Below are 23,612 nucleotides of genomic sequence, written 5' to 3'. Positions count from 1 at the left end.
GCCGTGGCGGCGCCTGGCGCGAAAAGTTTGGCGAAAGCCCTTGGCGCTCGTCGCCTGAACGGCGATAACTTCGACCCGAAGAAGCCGCAAACATACTGCGGCTTCGATAATCCGCCCGTTCAGGGCGCCGATCGGGGAGATCGCCATTATGAAGGCCGCCGTGCTGCGCGAAGTGGGTAAGCCGCTTCAGATCGAAGACGTCCAGATCAACAAGCCGGGTCCGCACGAGGTGCTGATCCGCACCGTCGCCGCCGGCCTGTGCCACTCCGACCTGCACTTCATGGAAGGCTCCTATCCGACCCAGCTGCCCGCCGTGCTCGGCCACGAGAGCGCCGGCATCGTCGAGGCCGTGGGCTCGGAAGTCCGCACCGTGAAGCCGGGCGACCACGTCATCACCTGCCTGTCGGCCTATTGCGGCCACTGCGAGTCCTGCCTGACCGGCCACCTGTCGCTGTGCGTCTCGCCCGAGACCAAGCGCGGCGCCGAGGAAGAGCCCCGTCTGTCGGCCGCCAACGGCCCGATGACCCAATTCCTGAACCTGTCGTCCTTCGCCGAACAGATGCTGATCCACGAGCATGCCTGCGTCGCGATCCGCAAGGACATGCCGCTCGACCGCGCCGCCCTGATCGGCTGCTCGGTGATGACCGGCGTGGGCGCCGCGATCCACACCTCCAATGTCCGTCCGGGCGAGACCGTGGCGGTCATCGGCTGCGGCGGCGTCGGCCTCTCGGCGATCAACGGCGCGGCCATCGCCGGCGCCGGCCGGATCATCGCCATCGACATGGTCGGCTCCAAGGGCAACCTGGCCATGGAGTTCGGCGCGACCGACTTCATCGACGCCTCCCAGACCGACGCGGTCAAGGAAGTGCTGGAAATGACCAAGGGCGGCGTGCACCACGCCTTTGAGGCCATCGGCCTGTCCAAGACCGCCGAGCAGGCCTTCGGCATGCTGCGTCGCGGCGGCACGGCCAACATCATCGGCATGATCCCGATCGGCCAGACCATCACCCTGCCGGGCTTCGCCTTCCTCGGCGAAAAGAAGCTGCAGGGCTCGATGATGGGCTCCAACCGCTTCCCGGTCGACATGCCCCGCCTGGTCGATTTCTACATGGCCGGCAAGCTGAAGCTCGACCAGATGATCTCCCAGCGCATCAAGCTGGCCCAGGTCAATGAGGGCTTCGCCGACATGAAGAAGGGCGAACTGGCGCGCTCGGTCATCATGTTCGACTGATCCGGCCCGAAGCGCTGATCGGAAAAGCCCCTCCTTGCGGAGGGGTTTTTTCTTGCGCGAAGCACGTAACAGGTTGCGGCGATACAACACACGCCGCGCAACCGTCTCAGGATGCTGGATTTGCGCGACAATTCGGTCCTTCGCCTCTTGCTTCAGAGAACGAAGGATGGCGAAATTTTGATCAAGGTTACGGCCTGCGACGCGTCCGACGCGCGGCCGTAAGGGGGCGCGGACGGCGCGGCGGACCATCGGGTTCGCAAGGCTGCGCGAGACAAGCGCTTCTAGGGGGGAGGCGGGCGGCGTTCCGTAGGCGGAGCGATCGCCAGCGCTGGAAGCGTTACCGAGGGGGCGGCCTGCGAAGGTCGCCCCTTCTTCATGTGCGCTATTCGACGAAGAAGCCCATCAGGGCCGGGCGGACATATCCCGCCAGGACGCCTTCCGCCTCGCCGACGCGCGATTTTGGGTCCATCGCCATGCTCGAATTGAACACCACCAGCATCAGCTGGGCGGCGAGGAACGGGTCGACCGCCCTCAGGCTGCCGTCGGCGATCCCGTCGCTGATCAGGCCGGCATAGGCTTGGCCGATCTGGCGGAACCGGCGCATCACCACTTTGCGGGTCTCATGCGGCACCGCGGCGGTGGCGTAGTTGCGCATCAGCCGGCCCGAGGCGCTGGAGGCCTGGTAGAGGGCCAGCGAGGCCACATTCAGCCACACGCGCTCCCAACCGTTGGCGCCCGCCTGGGCCGCGCGCCGGCGGGCGTCGTCGATGATGTCGAAGCTGCGAAGGAAGCACGCCACCGCCAGCTCATCCTTGTCGGCGTTGTGGTGATAGAACGACCCCTTGGTCACCTTCAGTTCGGCGGAGATCTTGTCGACCGAGGCGCCGCGATAGCCCTCGCGGTTGATCAGGCGGGTGGCCGCGACCAGGAAGCTTTCGCGGGTCACCTCGTCGTTCTGCGCCTCGGGGGCGCCGAGCGGCAGGACGGGCAGATCGGGCCAGGCCCGGCCCCGGCCGGCCACGCCCTCGATCATCACCTCGGCCAGCCGGGCGGCGACGCGGCCATAGTCCTCGGGCGCATAGGCCTCCAGCCAGGAGTCCGCCCACCCCAGCTGGTCGACCAGCAATCGGGCCAGGGCGTGTCGCCGCGGCGCGGTCATCCAGGGCATGGCCTCGGACTTCAGCAGCCGGCCCATGCGCACATAGAGCGACCAGAAGGCGTCCATCAGCGGGCGGTGGACCTCGCCGCCGATCAGGCGGATCTCGCTGAATGAGGCGAGCGGCGCCTCCTGGCCTAGGGCGATGCGGCGGCGGACCTCGAAATAGGCCTCGATCAGGCGGCGCAGCCGTTCCGGCCCGGTCTGGGCCTGCTCCGCGAGCTCGAGCATGGCCCCGAACCGGCGGATGGTCTCGTGCAGGACCGCGGCCGCCAGGTCCTCCTTGCGCTTGAAATAGTAGGTCAGGCTGACCGGATGCAGATCCATCCGCTTGGCGACCGCGGCCAGAGTGAATCCGCTAACCCCCTGGTCCGAGAACACCTGGGTCGCGGCGGCCATGATCGCATCGCGCTTGGCCGCATAACGCGTCCGAGGCTTGGGGGGATTGGCGGCCGACGACATGGTCCGCTCCGGCTGGGATGTTGGGCGGGAGCCTAGAGCGCGATCACGGGGCCGAAAAGCGGCGGCGAGGGTCGAATCCAGTCCCTTGGGGAACGGCTTAGCGCCTCAGCCCGGCGTTGACCACCGGGTCAGCCTGGGCCAGCGCCAGACGCCGGGGCGCCGGCTCGGGATTGATCCGGGCCTGGGCCTGATCCTGGGCGCCGACCAGCTTGTCGATCCGGGCCTTCTCCGACCGGAAGGCGGCCAGTTCGGAGCCGCCCAGCACGGTGCCCTGGGGCACCTTGGCGCTGATCGGATTAACCCGCGCGCCACGGAACCAGGTCTCGTAGTGCAGGTGCGGCCCGGTGGAGGCGCCGGTCGAGCCGACATAGGCCACCAGCTGGCCCTGACGCACATGCTGGCCGGCCTTCAGACCAGAGGCGTAGCGCGACAGGTGCCCGTAGCCGGTCTCCCAGCCGTCGTTGTGGCGGATGCGCAGCCAGTTGCCATAGCCGCCCCAGCGGCGGGCCTCGACCACCACGCCGTCGCCGGCGGCGAGCACCGGGGTGCCCATGCCGGCGCCGAAGTCGATGCCCTGGTGCATGCGGTTATAGCCCAGGATCGGGTGGCGGCGCATGCCGAAGCCCGAGGTCATATGCGCCCCGTCGACCGGGGTGCGCAGCAGGAAGCCTTTGATGTTCTTGCCGAACTCGTCGAAATATTCGACATCGCCATGCCGCTCGAAGCGGTAGAAGCGGATGCCCTTGATCTGGGCGTATTGCAGGTCGCCGGCCTCGACCGTGCGGCCGCTCTCGGTGACTTGGCGATTGAACACCAGCTCGAACTTGTCGCCCGGCTTGATGTCGCGGTCGAAGTCGACCTTGTGCGAGAACAGCTTCACCATCTGGGCGGTGATCTCGGGCGTGGCGCCCAGCGCCGTGGCGCTTTCATAGAGAGAGCCGTTGATCTCGCCCTGGGCGACGGTCTGCTCCTCGCGGACCTTCTCCTCGAGTTCGCGCAGGCGGAGCGCCCCGTCGAAGGTGCGCGAAACGGTGACGGCGGTGGCCGGGCCGGTGCGCAGCGACAGGCCGATCAGCCGGGCCGGGCCGCGCTCGCCGCGCGGATGGGCGATGGCGGCGTCGAACATCATGCCGGCCTTGATGTGGACCGTGTCCATGGTCTCGGCCAGGGTCTGGACCACCTGGTGCGCCTCGTCGGCGGTCACGCCGGCGCGCTTGACGGCGGCCTCGAAGGTCTCGCCGGGCAGGATCTTGACGGGAATGCTTTCCGGACGCGCGAAGCCGGGCTGGGCCTCGGCCTGGGTGAAGGCGGCGTGCTGCAGGGCGGCGATGGCGGTGGGATCGAGCGGCGCCGGGGTGGGAGCGGTCGCTTCCGCGGCGGTCAGCCTCCAGCCCAGAGCCAGGGCCGCGAAGCCGGCAACACCCATCAGCAGGCGCGGGGCGATGCGCAAGGTCGGACGTCGCGGATCGAACTCTTGCATCGTGCCCCCGTACTTACGATGCCACCAAACCCGACTTAACCACGGCCAGGTTCAAATTGGCGCAACGGTTGGGACTGAAGCAACATCCAGGCCGCGCAAATCTGACGAACGATGGTTAATCGACGGTAATAGTCACGCTACGAACAGCTCTTTGTCACGGGCTTGCGCGCGCGACGCGAGCCTAGATCAGGTCCAGGACACGCTCCACGGGTCGGCACAGGGCCGCCCCCTTGGAACTCTCGACTATAGGGCGATTCACCAGAATGGGATCGGCGACCATCGCGGCGAACAAAGTCTCGTCCGACGCCGCCGGATCGGTCAGGCCCAGGGCCTCCGCCTGGGTGCCGCGGACCCGCAGGATCTCGTGGGCGCCCACCCCCATCTTGGCGACCAGGGCGGCCAGCTGATCGCGGGTCCAGCCGGCCTTCACATACTCGACCACGCGGGGCTCGATCCCCTTCTCGCGCAGCAGGGCCAGGGTGTTGCGGGACGTGCCGCAATTAGGGTTGTGGTAGATGACGACGTCGCTCATGGCGCTGTTCTATCGCCGGATCCGGTCCAGGTGAACCGCCGCTGGGCGATCACGACCGTGGAATCCGACAGGTCGAAGCCGCTCAGATCGGCGGGCCGCGCGGGCAGGGGCGCCGCGCCCTGGGGCCACTGTTCGGAGACGGCGGCGTTGCGCACGTCGAGCGCGCCGGGACCCGGCGGGCGGAAGGTGATGTCGACGCCCTCGGGACTGGCGGCCCATCTCAGATGCGTCCACTGGCCGGCATGGGCCAGCAGCGCGGCGGGCCGGCCATTGATCCGCACATCGGCGACCGGCACGTCGGACCGCAGCAGCAGGTTCATGACCCGGGCGCCGGCAGGGGCCGTGGCGTGCAGCCCCACCAGGCCTTGATCCTCGGACAGGGTCACGGCGGCGGGGGTTCCCGGGATCGGCCGTGCGGGCGCGGACCAGACGGGGCGGGCGCTGACCACGGGCAGGTCCGCCTTGGCGATCTTGCCGCCGTCCGCGGTCAGCAGGGCGCGGGTCCAGTCGTCGAGATCGGGGGTGAGGGACACCCGGCGCGCCTGACCGGTGTCGGCGTCCACAACGTATTCCACCAGGCTGGTGCGCGGATGGCGCGCGCTCCAGGGGGCGTCCAGTCGGACCAGGGCGACCAGGGCGAAGCCAGCGGCCAGCAGGACCAGCGCGACGGTGCGCGGCCGCGCCTCGCCGCCCTCGGCCTGGGCGAGCGGCCAGAGCGTCAGCGCCGCCAGCCAGACGAACAGGGCCAGGATCTCCGGCTGGTCGAGCCCGAGATAGACCACATGGGCATAGGTCAGCACCCAGCCCGCGCCGAGCGCCCCGCCCAGGGCCAGCACCGGGGCGGCCCACGGCGCGCGCGAGGCGCCCATGCCGGTGGACGCGGCCAGCAGGCAGGCTAGCGCCAGGGGCCAGGCGATCAGGAAGGCGACGGTCGGGGCCAGGATCTGCAGGGTCGTCGCGGCGACCAGGGCCAGGACCAGATGGCCGCTCCAGGCGCCGGCCACGCCGGCGGGCCGGGCGAAGGACAGGAGGGCGATCACGGCGCCCAGGGTTCCAATCCCCAGGCCGATCGGATCCCAGCCTCCGAAGGCCGAGCAGGCGAGGCCGGCCAGCAGGGCCAGGGCGGCGGTGGCGAACCGCCCGCGACCCCGGCCGAGGCTCGCGGCGGCATAGGTCAGGACGCCGAGGCTCAGGACCGCGAGCGCGATCTCCCAGCGCCCCGCCTGGGCGAGCAGAAAGCGCTGCTCGAAGAAGCCCTGGCCTGCGCCGGTCGCTCGCCGGGCCAGGCGCAGGAACACGATGGCGCTGGACAGGAGGTAGAGGGTCGCGCCCAGGCCCTGGGCCAGGTCGATCCAGAGGAAGGTGCGCGCCCGCCGGGCCCGCCAGACGGCCAGGCCGAGCAGGCCGGCGGCGGCGGCCAGCACGCCCCATCCCGCCACGGCCGGATAGGCCAGGAAGGCCGGGCCGAGCAGGTTGGAATAGGCCTTGTCGGGCGCGCGGGCCGGCAGGGCCGGGTCGAAGGCCGCCAGCTGGGCTGCGCCAAGCGCGCTGGCGCCCATGTCCTGCAGCGAACCGGCGTCCAGGTTGTCCGGGGTCGAGGTCGGCGCGTGGTAGTCGAACTGCCGTCCGATGAAGGCGTAGTTCAGGCCCGGCACCTTGGCCGCGTCGGAGACGGTGAAGTCGGTGTCGTTGGGCAGGCGCTTGTAGAGAAACACCGAGAGCGAGCTGGCCTGGGGCTTGGTCTCGGCCCGGCCGAGCAGGGCGATGTCGCCGCCGTTCTCGCCGCCCGTCTGGAACATCTGCACCCGGCCGCCGCCGCCGCGGGTCTCGAGGTTCAAGAGGTAGCCGGCGCGGCGGGCCAGGGGATGGCGCTCGAAGAAGGCGTTGGCGCCCAGAAGGCCGCCTTCCTCGCCGTCGGTGATCAGCACGATGACGTCGCGGGCCGGCTGGCCCTGGGCCTTGAGCGCCCGCACGATCTCCAGCACCGACGAGACGCCGGCCGCATCGTCCGCGGCGCCGGGGGATCCGGGGACGCTGTCATAGTGGGCCATCAGCACCAGGGCGGGCGTCTGGCGGTCCCGGCCGGGCAGGACGCCCACAATGTTCTCGACCATGCCGCCCGCAGCGTAGGTCTCGGGCCCTGGCGCGCGGGCGAACACCCGGAAGGTGTCGGTGCGCTGGATCTGGGGGGCGAGGCCAAGCGCGCTCATCCGGGCCAGCAGATAGTCGCAGGCCGCGGCGTTGGCGGCCGATCCCATCGGGTGGGGAATACGGGCGATCACCCGGTCGTCGATCAGGGCGCGGGCCGCGGAGAACTGGGCGGCGGGGGCGTCGAGCGGCGCCGGGGCAGGCGTCCGTTCGGTCAGCCAGGCGAACGCCAGGGCCAGGATCAGGGCCGCGGCCAGGGCCAGATCTTTTCTCATGCGCGCCCTCCCCAGGCTGTTGGAAGGAAGGTTAGCGGCTTAACCGCGTCGAACCAAAGGGAATGGGCGCAAAAGCAAAACGCCCGCCGGCGAACCGGCGGGCGCTTCAGTGTCTCTCTTGGACGTCGCGCCTCAGGCGGCGATGACGCCTTCCGACGGGTCGCGCAGCACATAGCCACGGCCCCACACGGTTTCGATGTGGTGCTTTCCGTCCGCCGCGGCGGCCAGCTTCTTGCGAAGCTTGCAGATGAACACGTCGATGATCTTCAGTTCGGGCTCGTCCATGCCGCCATAGAGATGGTTCAGGAACATCTCCTTGGTGAGCGTGGTGCCCTTCCGGAGCGAGAGCAGCTCCAGCATCTGGTATTCCTTGCCGGTCAGGTGGACGCGGTTGGCGTTCACTTCGACGGTCTTGGCGTCCAGGTTCACGGTGATGTCGCCGGTCTTGATAACCGACTGCGCGTGGCCCTTGGAACGGCGGACCACGGCATGGATGCGCGCCACCAGCTCGTCCTTGTGGAACGGCTTGGTCATATAATCGTCGGCGCCACCGCCGAGCGTCTTAACCTTGGTGTCGATTTCCGCAGAGCCGGACAAGATCATGATCGGGGTATTGATCTTCGCGACCCGAAGGGTGCGAAGAACGTCCATCCCGCTCATATCCGGCAAGTTCAGGTCGAGCAGGATAAGATCGTAATCATAAATCTTACCCAGATCGACGCCTTCCTCGCCGAGGTCCGTCGTGTAGATGTTGAAGCCTTCTGACTTCAGCATCAGCTCGATGCTCTGCGCGGTGGCACTGTCGTCTTCTATCAACAGAACGCGCATTAAATCCTCCTAGACCGCCCGCGCCGCAAAACCCGGGATTCGATGAATCCGCAAGGCCCCTCGCGGTTAACTTACCGGCGAGTGAATTTAAGACCGGTTAATGGTGATTGGCCTCTGCGCGAATCGTTAACTTGATTTGAGAATCGGCTTCAAGGCCGCCCGGTCCGGGGGGAGTCCGGTCCCGGTTGAATCTTTTGTGATTGAACAACTCCGTCAAAGCCCTTGCGTTTCGCCCCGCTGGCGGCGCGCTTCGGCGGGTCTCCGGGCGCGGTTTCCGGAGGGGGCGGGAAGTGCGAGTCCGATCAAGGGCTTGGAGCCGGCCGAAGGCCAATGGTGAATCGCGATCGCGAGGGGCGCGCCTCCGTTTGTCGGGCTCCGCGCCCACGCCAGGACGGACCGGGGGGCGTTTCGGCTTGCGTCAGTCCGCCGCAGATTAATTTTTCCGGCCCAGCCTCGTGGAACGCCCGGCCGCAGCGACCGTTTGTCCCGCACATCCGGAGCCTGACCATGACCCCCAATCCCAAGCTCGATCTCGAGACCCAGGTGGCCGACCTGACCGCCGCCTTTGAGGCGAAGCCACCGCGTCGTCTTGATCTGAAGGCCCAGTTCAAGAAGCGGCCGGGCCTGTTCATCGGCCTGGGCGTGGTGGCCGTCGGCGCGGTGGCCGCCGTGCTGGGTCGCGGTGCGATCCTCAAGGGCGCCGGCGCGCTCGGCAAGGCCGCCCGGCCCATGGCGGCGCGGACGGTCAGGCCCCTGCTGATCGACGCCGCGCGACGCCGTCCCATCGCCGCCGCCCGGCTCGCCGCGCGCTTCCCGAAAACCTCGGCGCGATTGGTCGCAGCCCTGCGCTGAAACCCACGACGTTCACGACCAGTTAACGCGGCGCGGCGGATTCTTCGGCCTCAAGTTTGAGGCCCGAATTTGCGTAATCTCGTCTCCGCCGTCGAGCGCATCGATCCGCTGACCGTGTCCGGCCGCGTCGCGGCCGTGAACGGCCTGCTGATCGAGGCCCGGGGCGGCCTGACCCGGCTGTCGGTCGGCGCACGCGTGGGCATTGTCCGCCGCGCAGATGTGCCCCTGCCGGCCGAGGTGGTGGGGTTCCGCGAGACCCGCGCCCTCTTGATGCCCTTCGGTCCCGTCGAGGGCGTCGCCCCCGGCGCGGAGATCCGCATCGAGCCGGAAGGCTCGGTCGTGCGGCCGACCAAGGCCTGGCTGGGCCGCATCGTGGACTCCTTCGGTAATCCTATCGACGGCCTGGGCCCCCTGCCTCAAGGCCAGGCGGTCTATCCCCTGCGCGCCTCGCCGCCGGCCGCCCACGCCCGTGGCCGGGTGGGCGAGCGCCTCGACCTCGGCGTCCGGTCGATGAACGTCTTCACCACCTGTTGCCGCGGCCAGCGCCTCGGCGTCTTCGCCGGCTCCGGCGTCGGCAAGTCGGTGCTTCTGTCCATGCTGGCCAAGCAGGCCGATTGCGACGCCGTCGTGGTCGGGCTGATCGGCGAACGGGGCCGCGAGGTCCGCGAATTCATCGAGGAGACCCTGGGCGAGGAGGGTTTGCGCCGCGCCATCGTCGTGGTCGCCACCTCCGACGAGCCGGCGCTCAAGCGCCGCCAGGCCGCCTATATGACGCTCGCGCTGGCCGAATTCCTCCGCGACCAGGACATGGAAGTCCTGTGCATGATGGACTCGGTCACCCGCTTCGCCATGGCCCAGCGCGAGATCGGCCTGGCCGCCGGCGAGCCGCCGACCACCAAGGGCTACACCCCCACCGTCTTCACCGAGCTGCCCAAGCTCCTGGAGCGGGCCGGTCCCGGACCGATCCGGCCGGACGGCACCACGGCCGGGCCCATCACCGGCATCTTCACCGTGCTGGTCGACGGCGACGACCATAACGAGCCGATCGCCGACGCCGTGCGCGGGATTCTCGACGGCCACATCGTCATGGAGCGGGCCATCGCCGAGCGCGGCCGCTTCCCGGCGATCAATGTGCTGAAGTCGATCAGCCGGACCATGCCGGGCTGTCAGCTGCCGGAAGAGCGCGAGGTCGTGAAAATGGCCCGCCAGACCCTGTCGGCCTACGCCAATATGGAAGAGCTGATCCGCATCGGCGCCTATCGCGCCGGGGCCGATCCCCTGGTCGACCGGGCGATCCAGCTCAATCCGGCGCTGGAGGAATTCCTGCGCCAGGACAAGGACGAGGCCACCTCCCTGGACGACAGCTTCGAGCGTCTGGCGCGGGTTCTGATGGGCGAGGCCGCCTGATCATGAGGGGGAACGGGACATGAGCTGGGCCGACAGTCTGATCAAACTCTCAGGCTATGAGGTCGAGGTGCTGCAGAAGCGCCTGGCCGAGATCGCCGACCGCCGCCAGGCCGTGGACATGCGCATCGCCATGCTGGAGGCCGAGGCCGAGCATGAGGCCCAGCGCGCCCGCGAGGACGCCCAGAACGGCTGGTATCAGGTGGGCTTCCTGGAAGGGGTCCGCATCCGCCGCGCCGCCCTGCAGTACGAGGCCGAGCAGATCATGATGGAGGAGGCCGGCGCCCGCGACGCCCTGGCCCAGGCCTTCGAGGAGCAGAAGAAGTACGAGCAGGTGGCCGACAATATGCGGATCGCCCGTGACAAGGTCGTCGCCCGCATGGAGATCGCCGCCATGGACGAGCTCGGCCTGCGTCGGGCCGCCGCCGGCCGATGACCCTGTCCCGCCGCGCCGTCCTGGGGGCCGGCCTGGCGCTATCGGCCTGCGATCACCGCGAGCTGTCGCTCACCGCCCCCAGCCATCTGCCGCCTCTGAAGGACGTCGCCCAGTTCCCGGTCGGAACCTGCGTGCGCTCCGATTTCCTCGCCGACCCCGCCTACGCCGCCCTGGTCGAGGCCCAGGTCTCCCAGGTGACGCCGGAGTGGGAGATGAAGATGGAATACATCGTCGGCGACGATGGGGCATTCCGCTTCGACGCGCCGGACAAGATCGCCGCCTTCGCCAAGGCCAAGGGCATCCGGCTCTTCGGCCATACGCTCGTCTGGTACATCCAGAAGCCCAAGGGGTTCCTGAACCTCGACGAAGCCAAGACCCCCTTCGCCACCGCCTATCGCAACTACATCACCACCGTCGTCGGGCGCTATCGCGGCCAGGTCGTGGGCTGGGACGTGGTCAATGAGGCCGTGGCCGACGAGGGCGACGGCTGGCGCGACAGCCTCTGGAGCCAGAAGCTCGGCAAGCTCGAGCACATGACGCTCGCTTTCCACCACGCCCGCGAGGCCGACCCCGATGCGGTGCTGTTCCTCAACGACTTCTATCTGGAGCTGAAGCCCAAGAAGCGGGCCGAATTCCTCCGCCTGGCCGAGGCCCTTCTGAAGGCCGGCGCGCCCCTGACCGGCCTCGGCACTCAGACCCACTGCGGGCCCGAGCTGCCCCCCGGCGCGATCAAGGCGGCGCTCGCCGACATCGCCAGCCTCGGCCTGCCGATCCACATCTCGGAGATGGACGTTTCGCCGGCCCGCGCCAGGGGGCTGTTCAAGTCCCGGGCGGAGCTGGAAGCCGGTCAGGCCCGGGTCTATGCCGAGGCCGCCGAGGCCTTCTCGCAATTGCCCGCCCGCCAGCGCTTCGCCTTCACCCACTGGGGCCTGCGCGACAAGGACTCGTGGCTGAAGCACGAGGATCCCACCGACACCCCCCTGATGTTCGACGACCAGGGCCGCCCCAAGGCCTGCGCGGCGGCCTGGGAGCGAGGGCTGCGCTAGAGGGTGACCTCGCCCTTCAGCACCGGCACGCAGCCGCCGCCGACCGTCGCGCGGACGCCGTCCGCGGCGCGGCGGGCCGTGACGGACAGCCTGCTGGGCCGGCCCATCTCGACGCCCTGGACGATCTCATAGGCGCCCCTGTCGGCGTCGGTCAGGGACAGGAGCAGGGCGCCCAGGGTGGCGTTGGCGCTGCCGGTGGCCGGATCTTCCACCGTGCCGGTCAGGGGCGAGAACATCCGCGCCCGGATATGGTCGCCGACCTTGGCGTAAAGGTGCAGCGAGAGGCGCATCGAGAAGCCCTCCGTGGTGTCGGCCACCTGGCGGAAGGCCGCCGCATCCGGCTGGGCGCGGGTCAGGGCTTCCGGCGTCACCTCGGCGAACACGAAGTCGACCCCCACCGAGGCCTGGATAGGACCATGGGCGGTGGTGATCACGTCGGCCGCGTCGATCCCCGCGCAGGCGGCGATCTGCTCCGGCGTGAAGCGGGCGCCGGTCGACAGGGCCTGGGGCGCGGCGATATTGGCGCCCGCGCCTTCGACCTTGATCTCAACCAGCCCGGCGATCTCCTCGAACACCAGCACCCCGTCCTTGGCCCGACCGGCCTGGGCCAGCACCCAGCCGGTGCCGACATTGGGATGTCCGGCGAACGGCATCTCGGCCGAACGGTTGAAGATCCGCACGCGGGCGGTGTTGGCCGGGTCCTCCGGCGGCAGGACGAAGGTGGTCTCAGACAGATTGAACTCGGCCGCCAGCGCCTGCATCTCGTCGTCGCTCATGCCACGGGCGTCGGGGAACACGGCGAGCGGATTGCCGCCGAAGCGGGTGTCGGTGAAGACGTCGACGGTGACGAAGGCATAGGTCCGCATGGCGCGCTCCCGGAAGCGATGAGGCCGGCAGACTTGACATAAGTTCGTCGATTGGCAAAGTCCCTAAATGCGAGACGCCTTTCACGCCCTGGCCAATGACAAGCGGCTGCAGATCCTGGAGTGGCTGAAGGATCCCCGCGCCCACTTCCCGCCCCAGACCGACGGGGACCTGGTCGAGGACGGGGTGTGCGGCGTCTTCATCGCCGACAAGCTGGGGGTCAGCGCGCCGACCCTGTCGGAGCACATGCGCATCCTCACCGAGGCCGGGCTGGTGACGCCCAAACGCATCAAGCAGTGGACCTTCTACCGCCGCAACGAGGCGGCGCTGGCCGAGCTGAAAGCCCAGATCACGCGGGAGCTCTAGCTCTGAACCCTCGCCCCGCGTCGCGGGGAGAGGGCAGGGTGAGGGGCCCGTAGCAAAGCGAAGGGGCTTTTCGTCGACGAGGGTGAAGCGCGTATATCGTGAGGCCCCTCACCCAACCCTCTCCCCCAAAGGGGGCGAGGGAATTGATTGCTCACCCCAGGTCCTTGACCATGAAGAAACGCGGGAAGATCGGGGCGGGGCCGTCGATCTGGCCGAACAGGCGGAAGCCCAGGCGCTCGTAGAAGGGCCGGGCCTGGAAGGCGAAGGTGTCGAGCCAGATGTTGTGGCAACCCCGGGCGCGGGCCTCGGCCTCGGCGTCGGCCATCAGGGTCTTGCCCAGACCCAGGCCGCGCACGGCCTCGGGCAGGGCCAGGGTGTCGACGAAGAACGAGCCCCAGACCGACTTGCCCCACAGCCCGCCGATCACCTCGCCGCTGTCGGGATCGCGGACCAGCACGGCGAAGGGGCGAGGCGTGGCGTCGCCAACCGCCGCTTCGTTGAAGGCGATCAGCGCCCTGCCGATGCTAGCGTAGTCGTCGTCCGTCGGCGTCGAGGTCCGTTCCAGGACCGGCGGCCGTGGGCTCACTTGGCGCGCGGCGCCGGGGGCGGGGCGACAGGCCGCGCGGAATATTCGGCGTCGGTCGCCTGGCGGATGGCGTGCAGGTCGTCGCTCAGGCGGAACAGGGCGACATAGAGCTCGCAGAAGCTGCGCCACAGGAGGATGAGCGCGCCGACCACCAGGAAGCCGCCCATCAGCACGCCGACCGCCAGCAGGATTCCCATGAACTGGCCTTCGCGCCAGGCCACGCCCACGGCGGTGCCGACGAAGCCGAAGGCGATCAGGGCGATGACGCCCAGGCCGGCCCAATAGATCAGGTGGATGACCTGGTTGGTCATCAGGTGTTCGAAGGTCAGCAGGTCCCAGAACAGGCCTGAACCTGTGCCGCGCCGAACGGGAGGGGGTTTAGAAGGCCGCATGCGATGTCCAACGCCCGGGACTCGTGGCGAGACCCTTGCGGCCAACCGCTACCAGCCGCCACGCGCCGCTGCAACGTCGTAAACGGACCTGCGTGGACCCTTGCGGTTAGATGGTGCCGACCGTCTTCAGCCGCGCCTTGGGATGCACCTCGTTCTGGCTCATCACCGGGGTCTGTCCGCGGAAGCGCTCGATGATCGAGCGGACATAGGGTCGGATCTGCGGGCTGGTCAGCAGGACCGGGGAATCGCCGGCTAGCGCGGCGCGCTCGAAGGAGTCGCGGACGCTGCGGATGAAGTCCTGCAGGCGGGAGGGGGCGAGCGCCAGCTGCTTGTCGTCGCCCTGGCCGATCAGGGCGTCGGCGAAGGCGTTCTCCCAGTCGGCGGACATGGTGATGATCGGCAGGGCGCCGTCGTCGCCGCGGTGGGCGAAGGACAGCTGGCGGGCCAGGCGGCCGCGGACCTGCTCGACCAGCAGGGTGATCGACGAGGTGTGCGGCGCGGACTCGCCGATGCCTTCCAGGATCGAGGGCAGGTCGCGGATCGAGACCCGCTCGCGCAGCAAGGCCTGCAGCACCCGCTGGATGGTGGCCGTCGAGACGACCGAGGGGACCAGGTCGTCCACCAGCTTCTTCTGGTCGGGGGCCAGGTCCTTGAGCAGTTTCTGCACCTCCGCATAGGAGAGCAGGTCCGGCATGTTCTCCTTGAGGATCTCGGTCAGGTGGGTGGTCAGCACCGTGGCCGGATCGACGATGGTGTAGCCGCGGAAGGTGGCCTCTTCCCGCAGGCCGTCGTCGATCCAGGTGGCGGGCAGGCCGAAGGCCGGTTCGCGGACATGTTCGCCGGGCAGCTCGACCTGGCCGCCGCGCGGATCCATGGCCATCAGCGAGCCCAGGCGGACGGAGCCCGCGCCGGCCTCCATCTCCTTGATGCGGATCATGTAGCCCTGGCTGTCGAGCCGCATGTTGTCGAGGATGCGCACGGCCGGCATGACGAAGCCGTAGTCGGCGGCCAGCGTCTTGCGCAGCGCCTTGATCTGGTCGGTCAGGCGGCGGCCTTCCAGGTCGTTGATCAGGGGCAGCAGGCCATAGCCCAGCTCGATCTTGATCTCATCGATGGCCAGCGTCTGGCTGATCGGCTCGTCTTCCTGCTCGGTCGGCGCCTCGGGCGCCGCGGCGACGGGGGCGGGTTCATTGGCCTTCATGCCGCGCCGATAGGCGAGCAGGCCGGTGCCGAGCGAGATGCCGACCATGGGAATGATCGGCATGCCGGGGATCAGGGCGAGCACGCCCGCGGCGGCCGAGACCATGCCCAGGCTGATCGGGTTCATGGCCAGCTGGGTGACCAGGGCCTTGTCGGCCGAGCCCTCGACCCCGGACTTCGACACCAGGAAGCCGGCGGCGATGGAGATGATCAGGGCGGGGATCTGGGTGACCAGGCCGTCGCCGATGGTCATGACGGTGTAGGTCGCGGCCGCCTGGCCGATCGGCACATGGTGCTGGATCACCCCGATCAGCATGCCGCCGATGACATTGATGGCGGTGATGACCAGGCCGGCCACGGCGTCGCCGCGCACGAACTTCGAGGCGCCGTCCATGGCCCCGAAGAAGGTCGATTCCTGCTCCAACTCCTTGCGGCGCAGCTTGGCGGTGGCCTCGTCGATCAGGCCGGCCGACAGGTCGGCGTCGATGGCCATCTGCTTGCCGGGCATGGAGTCCAGGGTGAAGCGGGCCGCCACTTCCGCGATCCGGCTGGAACCCTTGGTGATGACGATGAAGTTCACCAGGACGAGGATGGCGAAGACGATCAGGCCGATGGCGAAATTGCCGCCGGTCATCAGTCGCCCGAAGCTCTCGATCACCTTGCCGGCGCCGTGCGCACCCTCGTGGCCGTGGCCCAGGATCAGCCGGGTCGAGGCGATGTTGAGCGCCAGACGGTAGAGGGTGGTGACCAGCAGCACGGTCGGAAAGGCCGTGAACTCCAGCGGCCGCCGGATCAGCAGCGAGGTCATCAGGATCAGGACCGCGCTGGTGATCGACAGCGACAGAAGCGTGTCCAGCAGGAAGGCCGGAACCGGCAGGATCAAGAGGACGATGACGCCCACAACGCCGAGCGCCAGCGCCACCTCGCCCCGCATCACCCAATGCAGGACCTCGCGCGGGCCGGGACGGCTATGGTTCAGGACGTAATCGGTCACTGGGGGGACTCAGATCCTACGCGGCGTTGGCGCCCATTTGCGGGGCGGGGACGCTGACGCCGGCCTCGCCGTACTCCTTCAGCTTGTTGCGCAGGGTGCGGATCGAGATGCCCAGGATGTTGGCGGCATGGGTCCGGTTGCCCAGGCAGTGCTCCAGGGTGTCGAGGATCAGCTGCTGCTCCATGGCCGCGACGGTCTGGCCGACAAAGGCGCGGGTCACGGCCTCGGCGGCGTCGGCGGCGGCCATGGCGGCGCGGCTGCCGGCGTCGGGCGAGGACAGGGGCTGGCCGTCCGGCAGGCGGATGGCCGTCTCCTCGATCTCGGGCCCGACCGAGAGCAGCACCGCGCGGTGCATGGCGTTCTCGAGCTCACGGACGTTGCCCGGCCAGCGGTGGCCGGCGAGGCGGCGCTTGGATTCCGCCGACAGGGGCCGTTCCGGCACGCCATTGGCGGCGGCGTACTTCTTCACGAAGAACTCGGCGAGCGCGACCACGTCGCCGGGCCGCTCGCGCAGGGGCGGCAGGCGCAGGTTCACGACGTTCAGGCGATAGAGCAGGTCCTCGCGGAAGGTCTGGTCCTTCACCGCCTGGGTCAGGTCGCGGTTGGAGGTGGCGAGGATGCGAATGTCGACCTTGACCGGCTTGGTGCCGCCGACCCGGTCGATCTCCCGCTCCTGGATGGCGCGCAGCAGCTTGGCCTGCAGGCGCACGTCCATTTCCGAGATTTCGTCGAGCAGCAGGGTGCCGCCGTTGGCCTCCTCGAACTTGCCGATCCGCCGGGCCACGGCGCCGGTGAAGGCGCCCTTCTCGTGGCCGAACAGTTCGCTCTCCAGCAGGTTCTCGGGGATGGCCGCGCAGTTCACCGAGATGAACGGCTTGCTGGCCCGGCGGGACTTCTGGTGGACGTAGCGGGCGACGACCTCCTTGCCGGAGCCGCTCTCGCCGGTGATCAGGATCGAGGCGTCGGAGCCCGCCACCTGGTCGGCCAGCTGCAGCACCTGCTGCATGGCGATGTCGCGCACGACCATCGGCTTGTTGTCGTCGGCCACCGCCGCCAGCACCGCGGCGATCAGCTCGGCCTCGGGGGGCAGAGGGATGAACTCCTTGGCCCCGGCGCGGATGGCGTCGGCCGCCCGCTGCGGGTCGGCGGCGACACCGCAGGCCACCACCGGCGCCCGGATCCGCTCGGCCTCGTTGGCCGCGATCAGGGCGGCGATGTCGAGGTCATAGTCGACCAGCAGGAGGTCGGCCCCCTGGCCGGCCCGCAGGGCGTGGGTCGCCGCGGCGATGGTCTCGACGTGGCTCACCTTGGCGCCCGCCGCCATGGCCATCTTCACGGCGAGGGCGAGTTGTCCGTTCAGTCTTCCGACGACCAGAAGTCGCATGGTGGAATCTCCTATACCCGCTCAGGCCCTCAGGCCTGACCGTCGCCGTCCTTGATGATTTCAGTCATGGTCACGCCCAGGCGCTCGTCGACGATGACGACCTCGCCGCGCGCCACCAGGCGGTTGTTCACATAGATGTCGATGGCCTCGCCGACCTTGCGGTCCAGCTCCAGCACGCTGCCGGAATTCAGCTGCAGCAGCTGGGCGACCGACAGCTGGGCCCGGCCCAGCACCGCGGAGATCGAGACCGGGACGTCGAAGACCGGCGCCAGGTCGGTGGCGGTCTTTTCCTCGCCCTCGCCGATATCCATGGACAGGCCGTCGCCGGGGCCGAATTCGTCAAGTTTCAGTTCGTTCTCGGACATGGGATTTACGCCTTAAACTCCGGGAATGAGGGGTTCGGCGTGCAGCCCTTCGGCTGCTAGGGCCGCGTCCAGAGCCGCGGTCACGCGTTGAGTGGCGGCCTGCGGATCGTAGCTGGCTGATCCGTCGCCGAAATCGAGAGTGAAGGCCGCCGGCGGCAGGCCCGGATTGGCGCGCACCTGGATCTGGCCGGAATAGCCGATCAGGTCGGCGGTCTGGTTGAGCGCCTCGGTCAGGGGCTCGACCAGCTCCGGCCGGGTCGAGACCATCAGCCGGGGGGCGGCCTCGATCTCGCGGGCCAGCGATTCCAGCGCCTGGCGGATCACGGCCTGGGGGAACAGCTCCAGCGAGGCGTCGGCGATCGCCTTGGCGCAGGCCAGCGCCAGCTCCGCCGAGCCCTGGCGATGGTCGTGGGCCACCTCGGCCAGCTTCGACAAAGCCAGGCGGGCGGAGTCGGCGATGGAGGCCAGCGCCTGGGCCTGCTGGGCGGCGATCGAGGCCATGGCCTTGCGCTCGCCCTCGGCCAGGGCCTGGGCGCGGACCGCCTCGACCTCCTCGGCCGGGAACAGGCGCTTGGGGCGCGGCTGGGCGAAGGCCACGTCTCCGGCGTTGTCGAAGACGGTGTCGAACCCGAATTTCTCGTGAGCTGGTTCTGACATCAGTAGATCAGCTCATCTTCGGTGCCGTTGCCGGCCAGCATGATCTCGCCCTTGGCGGCGAGGTCCTTGGCGACCTGCACCATGGCCATCTGGGCCTGGTCGACGTCGCGCAGGCGCACGGGGCCCATGTTCTCCATGTCCTCGCGCATGATCTTCGACGCGCGCTCGGACATGTTGGAGAAGAACATTTCGCGCAAGGAATCCGAGGCGCCCTTGAGCGCCAGGCCCAGCTGGGTCTTCTCCACGGCGCGCAGCAGGGTCTGGACCCCGCCGGGATCGAGCTTGGACAGGTCCTCGAACACGAACATCAGGGCCCGGATGCGCTCGGCGCTCTCGCGGTTGCGCTCTTCCAGGGCGGCGATGAAGCGCGCCTCGGTCTGGCGGTCGAAGGCGTTGAAGATGTCGGCCATCATCTCGTGGCTGTCGCGCTTCGACGTGCGCGCCAGGTTCGACATGAATTCGGTCCGCAGGGTCTGCTCGATCTTGTCGAGGATCTCGCGCTGCACCGGCTCCATGCGCAGCATGCGGGTCACGCATTCCAGCGCGAAGTCCTCGGGCAGGGCCGACAGCACCCGGGCGGCGTGGTCGGACTTCACCTTGGACAGCACGACGGCGACGGTCTGGGGGTATTCGTTCTTCAGATAGTTGGCGAGCACGGCCTCGTTCACGTTGCCGAGCTTGTCCCACATGGTCCGACCCGCCGGACCGCGGATCTCCTCCATCAGGTTGTCGACCTTGTCGGCCGGCAGGAACGAGGCCAGCAGGCGCTGGGTCTGTTCGAAGGAGCCCATGATCGAGCCCGCGCCCGACATGCCCGAGATAAAGTCGACCAGCAGCTGTTCGACCACCGAGGACGAGACATTGCCCAGCCCGGCCATGGCCTGGGAGATCTCCTTGATCTCCTCCTCGTCCAGCTGCTGCCAGATCACGGTGTGCTCTTCGCCGAGCGACAGCAGGATCACCGCGGCCTTTTCAGGTCCGGTGAGCCGCGACGGATCGGTAATGGCTTTCCCTTTGACGGCCATGTTCGTCAGGTCGTCTCATGGAGCCAGGTGCGCAGGAGCGACACCGACTCCTCTGGGTGCTTGTCGACGAACTCGGCCACGCGCTTCACGGACGAGGCCTTCACCTGGCCTTCGATGCGGGCGATGTCGATGCGCGAGTCCATGTCCGCGCCGCCGGGGCCGGGCAGGGCGAGCGGCTGGCCGGTCGAGGGATCGACCTGGATCTGCATCGGCTGGCCGTCCGGCGAGGTGACGATGCGGGTCATGCCGGGCGCGGCGGCCATGGTCAGGGCGGGCAGGCTGCCGCCCGCCGCGCCGCCGCCGGCCGCGCCGCGCAGCAGCGGGCGGACGATGAACAGCATCATCAGGATGGCGACGATGGCCAGCACGCCCAGTTCGGCGGCGCGCATGATGTCGTTCTTGTCGAAGCCCATCAGCGGGCTGGTGGTGGTCACGCCCTCCGGATCGGCCTCGTTGGGGAACTTCACATTGACCACGGTCACCTGGTCGCCGCGGGTCTGGTCGAAGCCGACGGCGGTCTTCACCAGTTGCTCGATGCGCTGCATCTCCTCGGGCGTCCGGGGGGCGTAGGCGCCGGGCTTGCCGTCCTTGCCGATGGCGGTGACGCCGTCGACCGCCACGGCCACCGAGATGCGCTTCACCTTGCCCGGCTCGGTGGTCTCGGTGCGGACCGTCTTGGAGATCTCGTAATTGGTGGTCGACTCGGTCTTGCCGCTGGCCGACGAATTGTTGGCGCTGGAGCCGGCCGGGCCGCCCGGGATGTTGGCCGAGGCGCTGGTCCCGCTGGTGGAGTCCGGCTGGTTCTCCTTGGCGTTCTCCTCGGTGGTGGATTCCGAGCGGATGACCTGGCCGTCCGGGTCGAAGGTCTCCTGCTGGGTGCTCACCCGCGACAGGTCGAGATCGGCCGTGACATTGACCCGCGTCTTGCCGGCGCCCACCAGGCCCTCGATCATGGTCTTCACCGACTTGGCGATGCGGGCCTCGACCTGGCTCTTGCGGCCGTCGGCCTCCAGGGCGTCGCCGGCCTCGCCGCCGGACAGGGTCTTGGCGTGCTGGTCGACCACGGTGACGCGGTCGGGCTTCATGTTGGGCACCGCGCCGGCCACCAGGTTCTGGATGGCGCGCACCTGGTCGGGGCCGGGCTCGCGCCCGCCCACCCCGATGCTCACCGAGGCGGAGGGCTGCTGGGCTTCTTCCTCGAACAGCTCGCGTTTGGGCAGGACCAGGTGGACCCGCGCCGAGGTGACGCCGTCCAGGCTCTGGATGGTGCGGGCCAGTTCGCCTTCAAGCGCGCGCTGGCGGTTCAGCTGTTGGACGAAGTCGGTCTGGCCGAGCGCATTGGTCTGGTCGAAGATCTCGTAGCCCACCGACCCCGAAGTCGGCAGGCCCTTGCTGGACAGCATCAGTCGGGTGGAGGCGACCACGTCGCGATCCACCAGGATGGTCGAGCCGTCGCCCTTGACCTCGTACTTCACCCCGGCCTGGTCGAGGGCGGCGGTGATGGTGCCGGCCTCCTTCAGGTCGAGATTGGAATAGAGCAGGGACTTGGGCTGACCCAGATTCATGGTCATGGCGAACAGCGCGGCGGCCACGCCGGCCCCGATCCCGAGGATGGCGGCCAGACGGCCAATGCCGAACCTCTGCAAAGCGGCGACGAATCCGTTCAACGCGAGGCGCCCCTGTTCCCGTGACGCGGACCGGGCATACCTCGCCCGCCGCTAGGCAGGATTTACCCAGTCCATGGTAAACGACGCGTTTAAGGTTTGGGTGAAGGCGACACTTTGAGTGGCGCAGACTGTCGCACCACGGCCATTAGGGTTGACCCCCGTTCAGCCTGGCGAAACCGCATGGTTTGAACAGCTTAGCCATGGGTCGAGGGGCGCGCGGGCGCCCCGTGGCGCCCGCCCATCAGGGGTTGTCCACAGCTTTGCCGGCGCCGACGCCGTTAAGGTCTTAACGGCCGTTAGGGGGCTTAAGCCCGCTTCGAATCACCCGCGCCAGAATTCGAAGGCGCCCCAGGCCAGGAGCAGGGCCGAGTAGCTGAGATAGATCGCCACCGTCAGGGTGAAGCCCGCCTTGCGCAATTGGGTCCAGCTGTCGACCCGGCGACCGCCCCGCCAGACGGCGGGCAGGAACACCGCGGTGATCACCGTGAGCACCGCCGCGACGATGGCGCAGGCCTCGCCGATCATCAGGGAGGGACCCGGCCAGCCGTACATGACATTGGCCGCGTCGCCGGTCTTGGACAGCCACAGGGCGAACAGGCTCAGGCTGGTCAGCCACAGGGCGGCCTGGATGTTCTGGATCAGGCTCATCAGGCCTTGGATCGAGGTCTGGCGGAATTCCCGGCGGTTGCGCAGGAAGATGCCGGCCAGGGTGACGGCCGCGCACAGCCCCGTCAGGCCCGCGAAGGTGGCCATCACCGTCGCCTCGGTCCAGAAATGCGCCCGCTCGAAGGTCTGCTCGCCGAGCGCGCCCATGAAGGCGGTGGCGCGCGGTCCGTCGCCCAGGAAGGCGATATGCTCGTCACCTGTCGCGGAGATGAAGCGGCCCTTGGCCGGGTCGCCTTCGGGCGTCCAGGCGCGGGGGCCGTCGGCGTCGATGGTCAGCAGGCGGCCTTCCGGGGTGACGTCGACGGTGACGCCGGAGCGCAGCAGGCCAATGAAGCCCTCCCGTCCGCCATAGGCCCGGCGCGATCCCAGATAGTGGCCCTCATAGCGCTTCGACAGCGCCACCAGGGCCGGGTCCCCGGGGCGGGGGAAGATCTGCGGCGGCATGTAGAACTGCCGCACCAGCCGGTCCGGATAGCGGCGGACCAGTTCGGCCCCGGTCTCGGTGTTGGTCGAGATGAAGATCCCGAGCTTCAGGTCCGGCGCGACCACCATGCGCGAGACGAAGCTGAGGGTGGCGCCGTCGTGGCCATAGCCGGCGTGACCGCCCGGCAGGGCGTACTGGATGAAGCCATGAGCCCAGCCGTTGATCCCGGCCGGAACCTGGCGGATCGGCGTGCGGAAGGCCTGGGCCGCCTTGGGGCCATAGATGGTGGCGCCGTCCAGGCTGCCGTTGTTCAGCAGCATCGACATGTAGCGGGCCATGTCGGCGGCGGTGGACGAGGCCGACCCGGCCGGGGCGATATGGCCCAGATATTCGTAAGGCCGCGCCTTGAAGCCGGCGGCGGTCCAGCGGAAGCCCTGGGACAGGTCGCGGGCCATCGGCGCCGGCATCGGCCCGGCCAGCCCCGCCTCACGCGGCCGCGCCTCGCGGAACGTGGTGTGATTGAGCGCGAGCGGGGTGAGGATTTCGTCCTCGATCAGCCGCTCATAGGGCCGCCCGGTGACATAGGTGACCGCCTCGCCGGCCAGGGCCGCGCCATAGTTCGAATAGCTGGAGATGGCGCCGGGCGCGCGAACCCGATGAGGGCGCTCCTTCATCAGATATTCCGCGAGCGTCCGTTCCCGCTTCGGATCCTTCTCGATCAGCTGGCCCATGGCCCGATCTTCGAAGCCGCCGGAATGATCCATCAGGTTGATGACCCGGACCGGGCCCGGAACCCCTGGTCCTTCACCGCCAGGATCTCGGGCAGATAGAGGTTGATCGGCGCGTCGATGCGGATGCGGCCGGCCTCGACCTCCTTCATCAGGGCGATCCAGGTGAAGGTCTTCGAGATCGAGCCGATGCGGAACAGGGTGGTGTCGGGGTCGACCCGGCGAAGGGGCGACAGGCTGGCCGCGCCATAGCCCTTCTTCAGCACCACCTGGCCGTTCTGGACGACGGCCACGGTCACGCCGGCGATGTGCTCGCGGTCCATGGCGTCGCGGATCAGGCCGTCGGTGAAAGCCTCCAGCTCGGCCTGGGGCAGGGGCTCGACGGTCGCCAGGCGCGCGCCGGCGGCCGTCGCCGGCAGGGCCGGCGCAGTGGTCAGGGCGGCG

Annotated in this window: 22 protein-coding genes; 6 read left to right on the top strand and 16 right to left on the bottom strand. The window is 68.9% G+C overall.

Translation table 11 applies throughout. The features are described from left to right. Positions 1 to 148 precede the first annotated feature (148 nt). Positions 149 to 1,231, top strand: coding sequence for a Zn-dependent alcohol dehydrogenase (locus MQH10_RS22860; protein WP_242566293.1), 1,083 nt, complete (start codon positions 149 to 151; stop codon positions 1,229 to 1,231). A gap of 382 nt (positions 1,232 to 1,613) precedes the next feature. Here the strand turns inward: MQH10_RS22860 and MQH10_RS22855 are convergent, their stop codons facing one another. From MQH10_RS22855 to ctrA, 5 genes are all read right to left on the bottom strand, one after another. Continuing rightward, positions 1,614 to 2,849 (bottom strand): TetR/AcrR family transcriptional regulator, encoded by a 1,236-nt coding sequence (locus tag MQH10_RS22855; protein WP_242566292.1) that lies wholly within the window; start codon positions 2,847 to 2,849, stop codon positions 1,614 to 1,616. Positions 2,850 to 2,946: 97 nt separating this feature from the next. Continuing rightward, positions 2,947 to 4,329 (bottom strand): M23 family metallopeptidase, encoded by a 1,383-nt coding sequence (locus tag MQH10_RS22850; protein WP_242566291.1) that lies wholly within the window; start codon positions 4,327 to 4,329, stop codon positions 2,947 to 2,949. Between the two features lie 181 nt (positions 4,330 to 4,510). Beyond that, the gene (arsC, locus tag MQH10_RS22845) at positions 4,511 to 4,861 is read right to left on the bottom strand and encodes an arsenate reductase (glutaredoxin) (RefSeq protein ID WP_242566290.1); all 351 of its coding nucleotides are present in this window, start codon (positions 4,859 to 4,861) and stop codon (positions 4,511 to 4,513) included. Then, positions 4,858 to 7,284 carry a M20/M25/M40 family metallo-hydrolase gene (locus MQH10_RS22840; protein ID WP_242566289.1) on the bottom strand — a complete coding sequence of 809 codons (2,427 nt, stop codon included), beginning with the start codon at positions 7,282 to 7,284 and terminating at the stop codon, positions 4,858 to 4,860. The genes arsC and MQH10_RS22840 overlap by 4 nt, the downstream gene beginning before the upstream one ends. A gap of 132 nt (positions 7,285 to 7,416) precedes the next feature. Beyond that, the gene (gene ctrA, locus MQH10_RS22835; protein ID WP_242566288.1) at positions 7,417 to 8,112 is read right to left on the bottom strand and encodes a response regulator transcription factor CtrA; all 696 of its coding nucleotides are present in this window, start codon (positions 8,110 to 8,112) and stop codon (positions 7,417 to 7,419) included. A gap of 507 nt (positions 8,113 to 8,619) precedes the next feature. Here ctrA and MQH10_RS22830 point away from each other — a divergent pair. From MQH10_RS22830 to MQH10_RS22815, 4 genes are all read left to right on the top strand, one after another. Further along, positions 8,620 to 8,964 (top strand): hypothetical protein, encoded by a 345-nt coding sequence (locus MQH10_RS22830; RefSeq protein WP_242566287.1) that lies wholly within the window; start codon positions 8,620 to 8,622, stop codon positions 8,962 to 8,964. Between the two features lie 69 nt (positions 8,965 to 9,033). After that, the gene (gene fliI, locus MQH10_RS22825) at positions 9,034 to 10,371 is read left to right on the top strand and encodes a flagellar protein export ATPase FliI (RefSeq protein ID WP_242566286.1); all 1,338 of its coding nucleotides are present in this window, start codon (positions 9,034 to 9,036) and stop codon (positions 10,369 to 10,371) included. Between the two features lie 19 nt (positions 10,372 to 10,390). Next, positions 10,391 to 10,804 (top strand): flagellar export protein FliJ, encoded by a 414-nt coding sequence (locus MQH10_RS22820; RefSeq protein ID WP_242566285.1) that lies wholly within the window; start codon positions 10,391 to 10,393, stop codon positions 10,802 to 10,804. Continuing rightward, the gene (locus tag MQH10_RS22815; protein ID WP_242566284.1) at positions 10,801 to 11,850 is read left to right on the top strand and encodes an endo-1,4-beta-xylanase; all 1,050 of its coding nucleotides are present in this window, start codon (positions 10,801 to 10,803) and stop codon (positions 11,848 to 11,850) included. Before MQH10_RS22820 ends, MQH10_RS22815 begins: the two co-directional genes overlap by 4 nt. Here MQH10_RS22815 and MQH10_RS22810 read toward each other — a convergent pair. Continuing rightward, positions 11,847 to 12,716 (bottom strand): PhzF family phenazine biosynthesis protein, encoded by an 870-nt coding sequence (locus MQH10_RS22810; protein ID WP_242566283.1) that lies wholly within the window; start codon positions 12,714 to 12,716, stop codon positions 11,847 to 11,849. The genes MQH10_RS22815 and MQH10_RS22810 overlap by 4 nt on opposite strands. 67 nt (positions 12,717 to 12,783) lie before the next feature. Here MQH10_RS22810 and MQH10_RS22805 point away from each other — a divergent pair, with 67 nt between their 5' ends. After that, on the top strand, positions 12,784 to 13,080 hold the full coding sequence (locus MQH10_RS22805; protein WP_242566282.1) for an ArsR/SmtB family transcription factor: 297 nt from the start codon (positions 12,784 to 12,786) through the stop codon (positions 13,078 to 13,080). 151 nt (positions 13,081 to 13,231) lie between these two features. Here MQH10_RS22805 and MQH10_RS22800 read toward each other — a convergent pair whose 3' ends face one another. The 10 genes from MQH10_RS22800 to MQH10_RS26940 form a co-directional block, all read right to left on the bottom strand. Further along, entirely contained in the window at positions 13,232 to 13,666 is a 435-nt protein-coding gene (locus MQH10_RS22800; RefSeq protein ID WP_242566281.1) for a GNAT family N-acetyltransferase, read from the bottom strand. Next, a complete protein-coding gene (locus tag MQH10_RS22795) occupies positions 13,663 to 14,058 on the bottom strand; it encodes a DUF4282 domain-containing protein (protein ID WP_242566280.1) in 396 nt (131 codons plus the stop codon). The genes MQH10_RS22800 and MQH10_RS22795 overlap by 4 nt, the downstream gene beginning before the upstream one ends. Positions 14,059 to 14,164: 106 nt before the next feature. Then, complete coding sequence (gene flhA / locus MQH10_RS22790; RefSeq protein ID WP_242566305.1) at positions 14,165 to 16,192, bottom strand: flagellar biosynthesis protein FlhA; 2,028 nt, start codon at positions 16,190 to 16,192, stop codon at positions 14,165 to 14,167. Between the two features lie 76 nt (positions 16,193 to 16,268). Then, complete coding sequence (flbD, locus tag MQH10_RS22785) at positions 16,269 to 17,636, bottom strand: sigma-54-dependent transcriptional regulator FlbD (protein WP_242566279.1); 1,368 nt, start codon at positions 17,634 to 17,636, stop codon at positions 16,269 to 16,271. Positions 17,637 to 17,665: 29 nt separating this feature from the next. Continuing rightward, complete coding sequence (gene fliN / locus MQH10_RS22780; protein ID WP_242566278.1) at positions 17,666 to 18,001, bottom strand: flagellar motor switch protein FliN; 336 nt, start codon at positions 17,999 to 18,001, stop codon at positions 17,666 to 17,668. 12 nt (positions 18,002 to 18,013) lie between these two features. After that, a complete protein-coding gene (locus MQH10_RS22775) occupies positions 18,014 to 18,658 on the bottom strand; it encodes a FliH/SctL family protein (RefSeq protein ID WP_242566277.1) in 645 nt (214 codons plus the stop codon). Continuing rightward, positions 18,658 to 19,683: a flagellar motor switch protein FliG gene (gene fliG / locus MQH10_RS22770; protein WP_242566276.1), complete on the bottom strand. Its 1,026-nt coding sequence runs from the start codon at positions 19,681 to 19,683 to the stop codon at positions 18,658 to 18,660. The genes MQH10_RS22775 and fliG overlap by 1 nt, the downstream gene beginning before the upstream one ends. Positions 19,684 to 19,688: 5 nt before the next feature. Next, complete coding sequence (gene fliF, locus MQH10_RS22765; protein ID WP_242566275.1) at positions 19,689 to 21,350, bottom strand: flagellar basal-body MS-ring/collar protein FliF; 1,662 nt, start codon at positions 21,348 to 21,350, stop codon at positions 19,689 to 19,691. Positions 21,351 to 21,671: 321 nt separating this feature from the next. Beyond that, positions 21,672 to 23,204: a serine hydrolase domain-containing protein gene (locus MQH10_RS22760; RefSeq protein WP_336605201.1), complete on the bottom strand. Its 1,533-nt coding sequence runs from the start codon at positions 23,202 to 23,204 to the stop codon at positions 21,672 to 21,674. After that, the coding region (locus MQH10_RS26940) for a serine hydrolase domain-containing protein (protein WP_336605199.1) at positions 23,204 to 23,612 on the bottom strand (409 nt) is incomplete at its 5' end. The genes MQH10_RS22760 and MQH10_RS26940, both read right to left, overlap by 1 nt.

The organism is Phenylobacterium aquaticum, from assembly GCF_022695515.1.
Lineage (GTDB): Bacteria > Pseudomonadota > Alphaproteobacteria > Caulobacterales > Caulobacteraceae > Phenylobacterium > Phenylobacterium aquaticum.
Note: the sequence above shows the minus strand (reverse complement) of the source record. Positions and strands in the feature narration are given on the sequence as shown.

Excerpts from the sequence above, each read along its gene's own strand:
- ctrA (WP_242566288.1), bottom strand. The coding sequence starts at position 8,112 with ATGCGCGTTCTGTTGATAGAAGACGACAGTGCCACCGCGCAGAGCATC.
- MQH10_RS22855 (WP_242566292.1), bottom strand. The coding sequence starts at position 2,849 with ATGTCGTCGGCCGCCAATCCCCCCAAGCCTCGGACGCGTTATGCGGCC.
- MQH10_RS22860 (WP_242566293.1), top strand. The coding sequence starts at position 149 with ATGAAGGCCGCCGTGCTGCGCGAAGTGGGTAAGCCGCTTCAGATCGAA.
- MQH10_RS22810 (WP_242566283.1), bottom strand. The coding sequence starts at position 12,716 with ATGCGGACCTATGCCTTCGTCACCGTCGACGTCTTCACCGACACCCGC.
- MQH10_RS22815 (WP_242566284.1), top strand. The coding sequence starts at position 10,801 with ATGACCCTGTCCCGCCGCGCCGTCCTGGGGGCCGGCCTGGCGCTATCG.
- flhA (WP_242566305.1), bottom strand. The coding sequence starts at position 16,192 with ATGCGGGGCGAGGTGGCGCTGGCGCTCGGCGTTGTGGGCGTCATCGTC.
- MQH10_RS22820 (WP_242566285.1), top strand. The coding sequence starts at position 10,391 with ATGAGCTGGGCCGACAGTCTGATCAAACTCTCAGGCTATGAGGTCGAG.
- fliG (WP_242566276.1), bottom strand. The coding sequence starts at position 19,683 with ATGGCCGTCAAAGGGAAAGCCATTACCGATCCGTCGCGGCTCACCGGA.
- MQH10_RS22840 (WP_242566289.1), bottom strand. The coding sequence starts at position 7,284 with ATGAGAAAAGATCTGGCCCTGGCCGCGGCCCTGATCCTGGCCCTGGCG.
- flbD (WP_242566279.1), bottom strand. The coding sequence starts at position 17,636 with ATGCGACTTCTGGTCGTCGGAAGACTGAACGGACAACTCGCCCTCGCC.
- fliN (WP_242566278.1), bottom strand. The coding sequence starts at position 18,001 with ATGTCCGAGAACGAACTGAAACTTGACGAATTCGGCCCCGGCGACGGC.
- MQH10_RS22830 (WP_242566287.1), top strand. The coding sequence starts at position 8,620 with ATGACCCCCAATCCCAAGCTCGATCTCGAGACCCAGGTGGCCGACCTG.
- MQH10_RS22795 (WP_242566280.1), bottom strand. The coding sequence starts at position 14,058 with ATGCGGCCTTCTAAACCCCCTCCCGTTCGGCGCGGCACAGGTTCAGGC.
- MQH10_RS22760 (WP_336605201.1), bottom strand. The coding sequence starts at position 23,204 with ATGGATCATTCCGGCGGCTTCGAAGATCGGGCCATGGGCCAGCTGATC.
- MQH10_RS22775 (WP_242566277.1), bottom strand. The coding sequence starts at position 18,658 with ATGTCAGAACCAGCTCACGAGAAATTCGGGTTCGACACCGTCTTCGAC.
- arsC (WP_242566290.1), bottom strand. The coding sequence starts at position 4,861 with ATGAGCGACGTCGTCATCTACCACAACCCTAATTGCGGCACGTCCCGC.
- MQH10_RS22850 (WP_242566291.1), bottom strand. The coding sequence starts at position 4,329 with ATGCAAGAGTTCGATCCGCGACGTCCGACCTTGCGCATCGCCCCGCGC.
- MQH10_RS22805 (WP_242566282.1), top strand. The coding sequence starts at position 12,784 with ATGCGAGACGCCTTTCACGCCCTGGCCAATGACAAGCGGCTGCAGATC.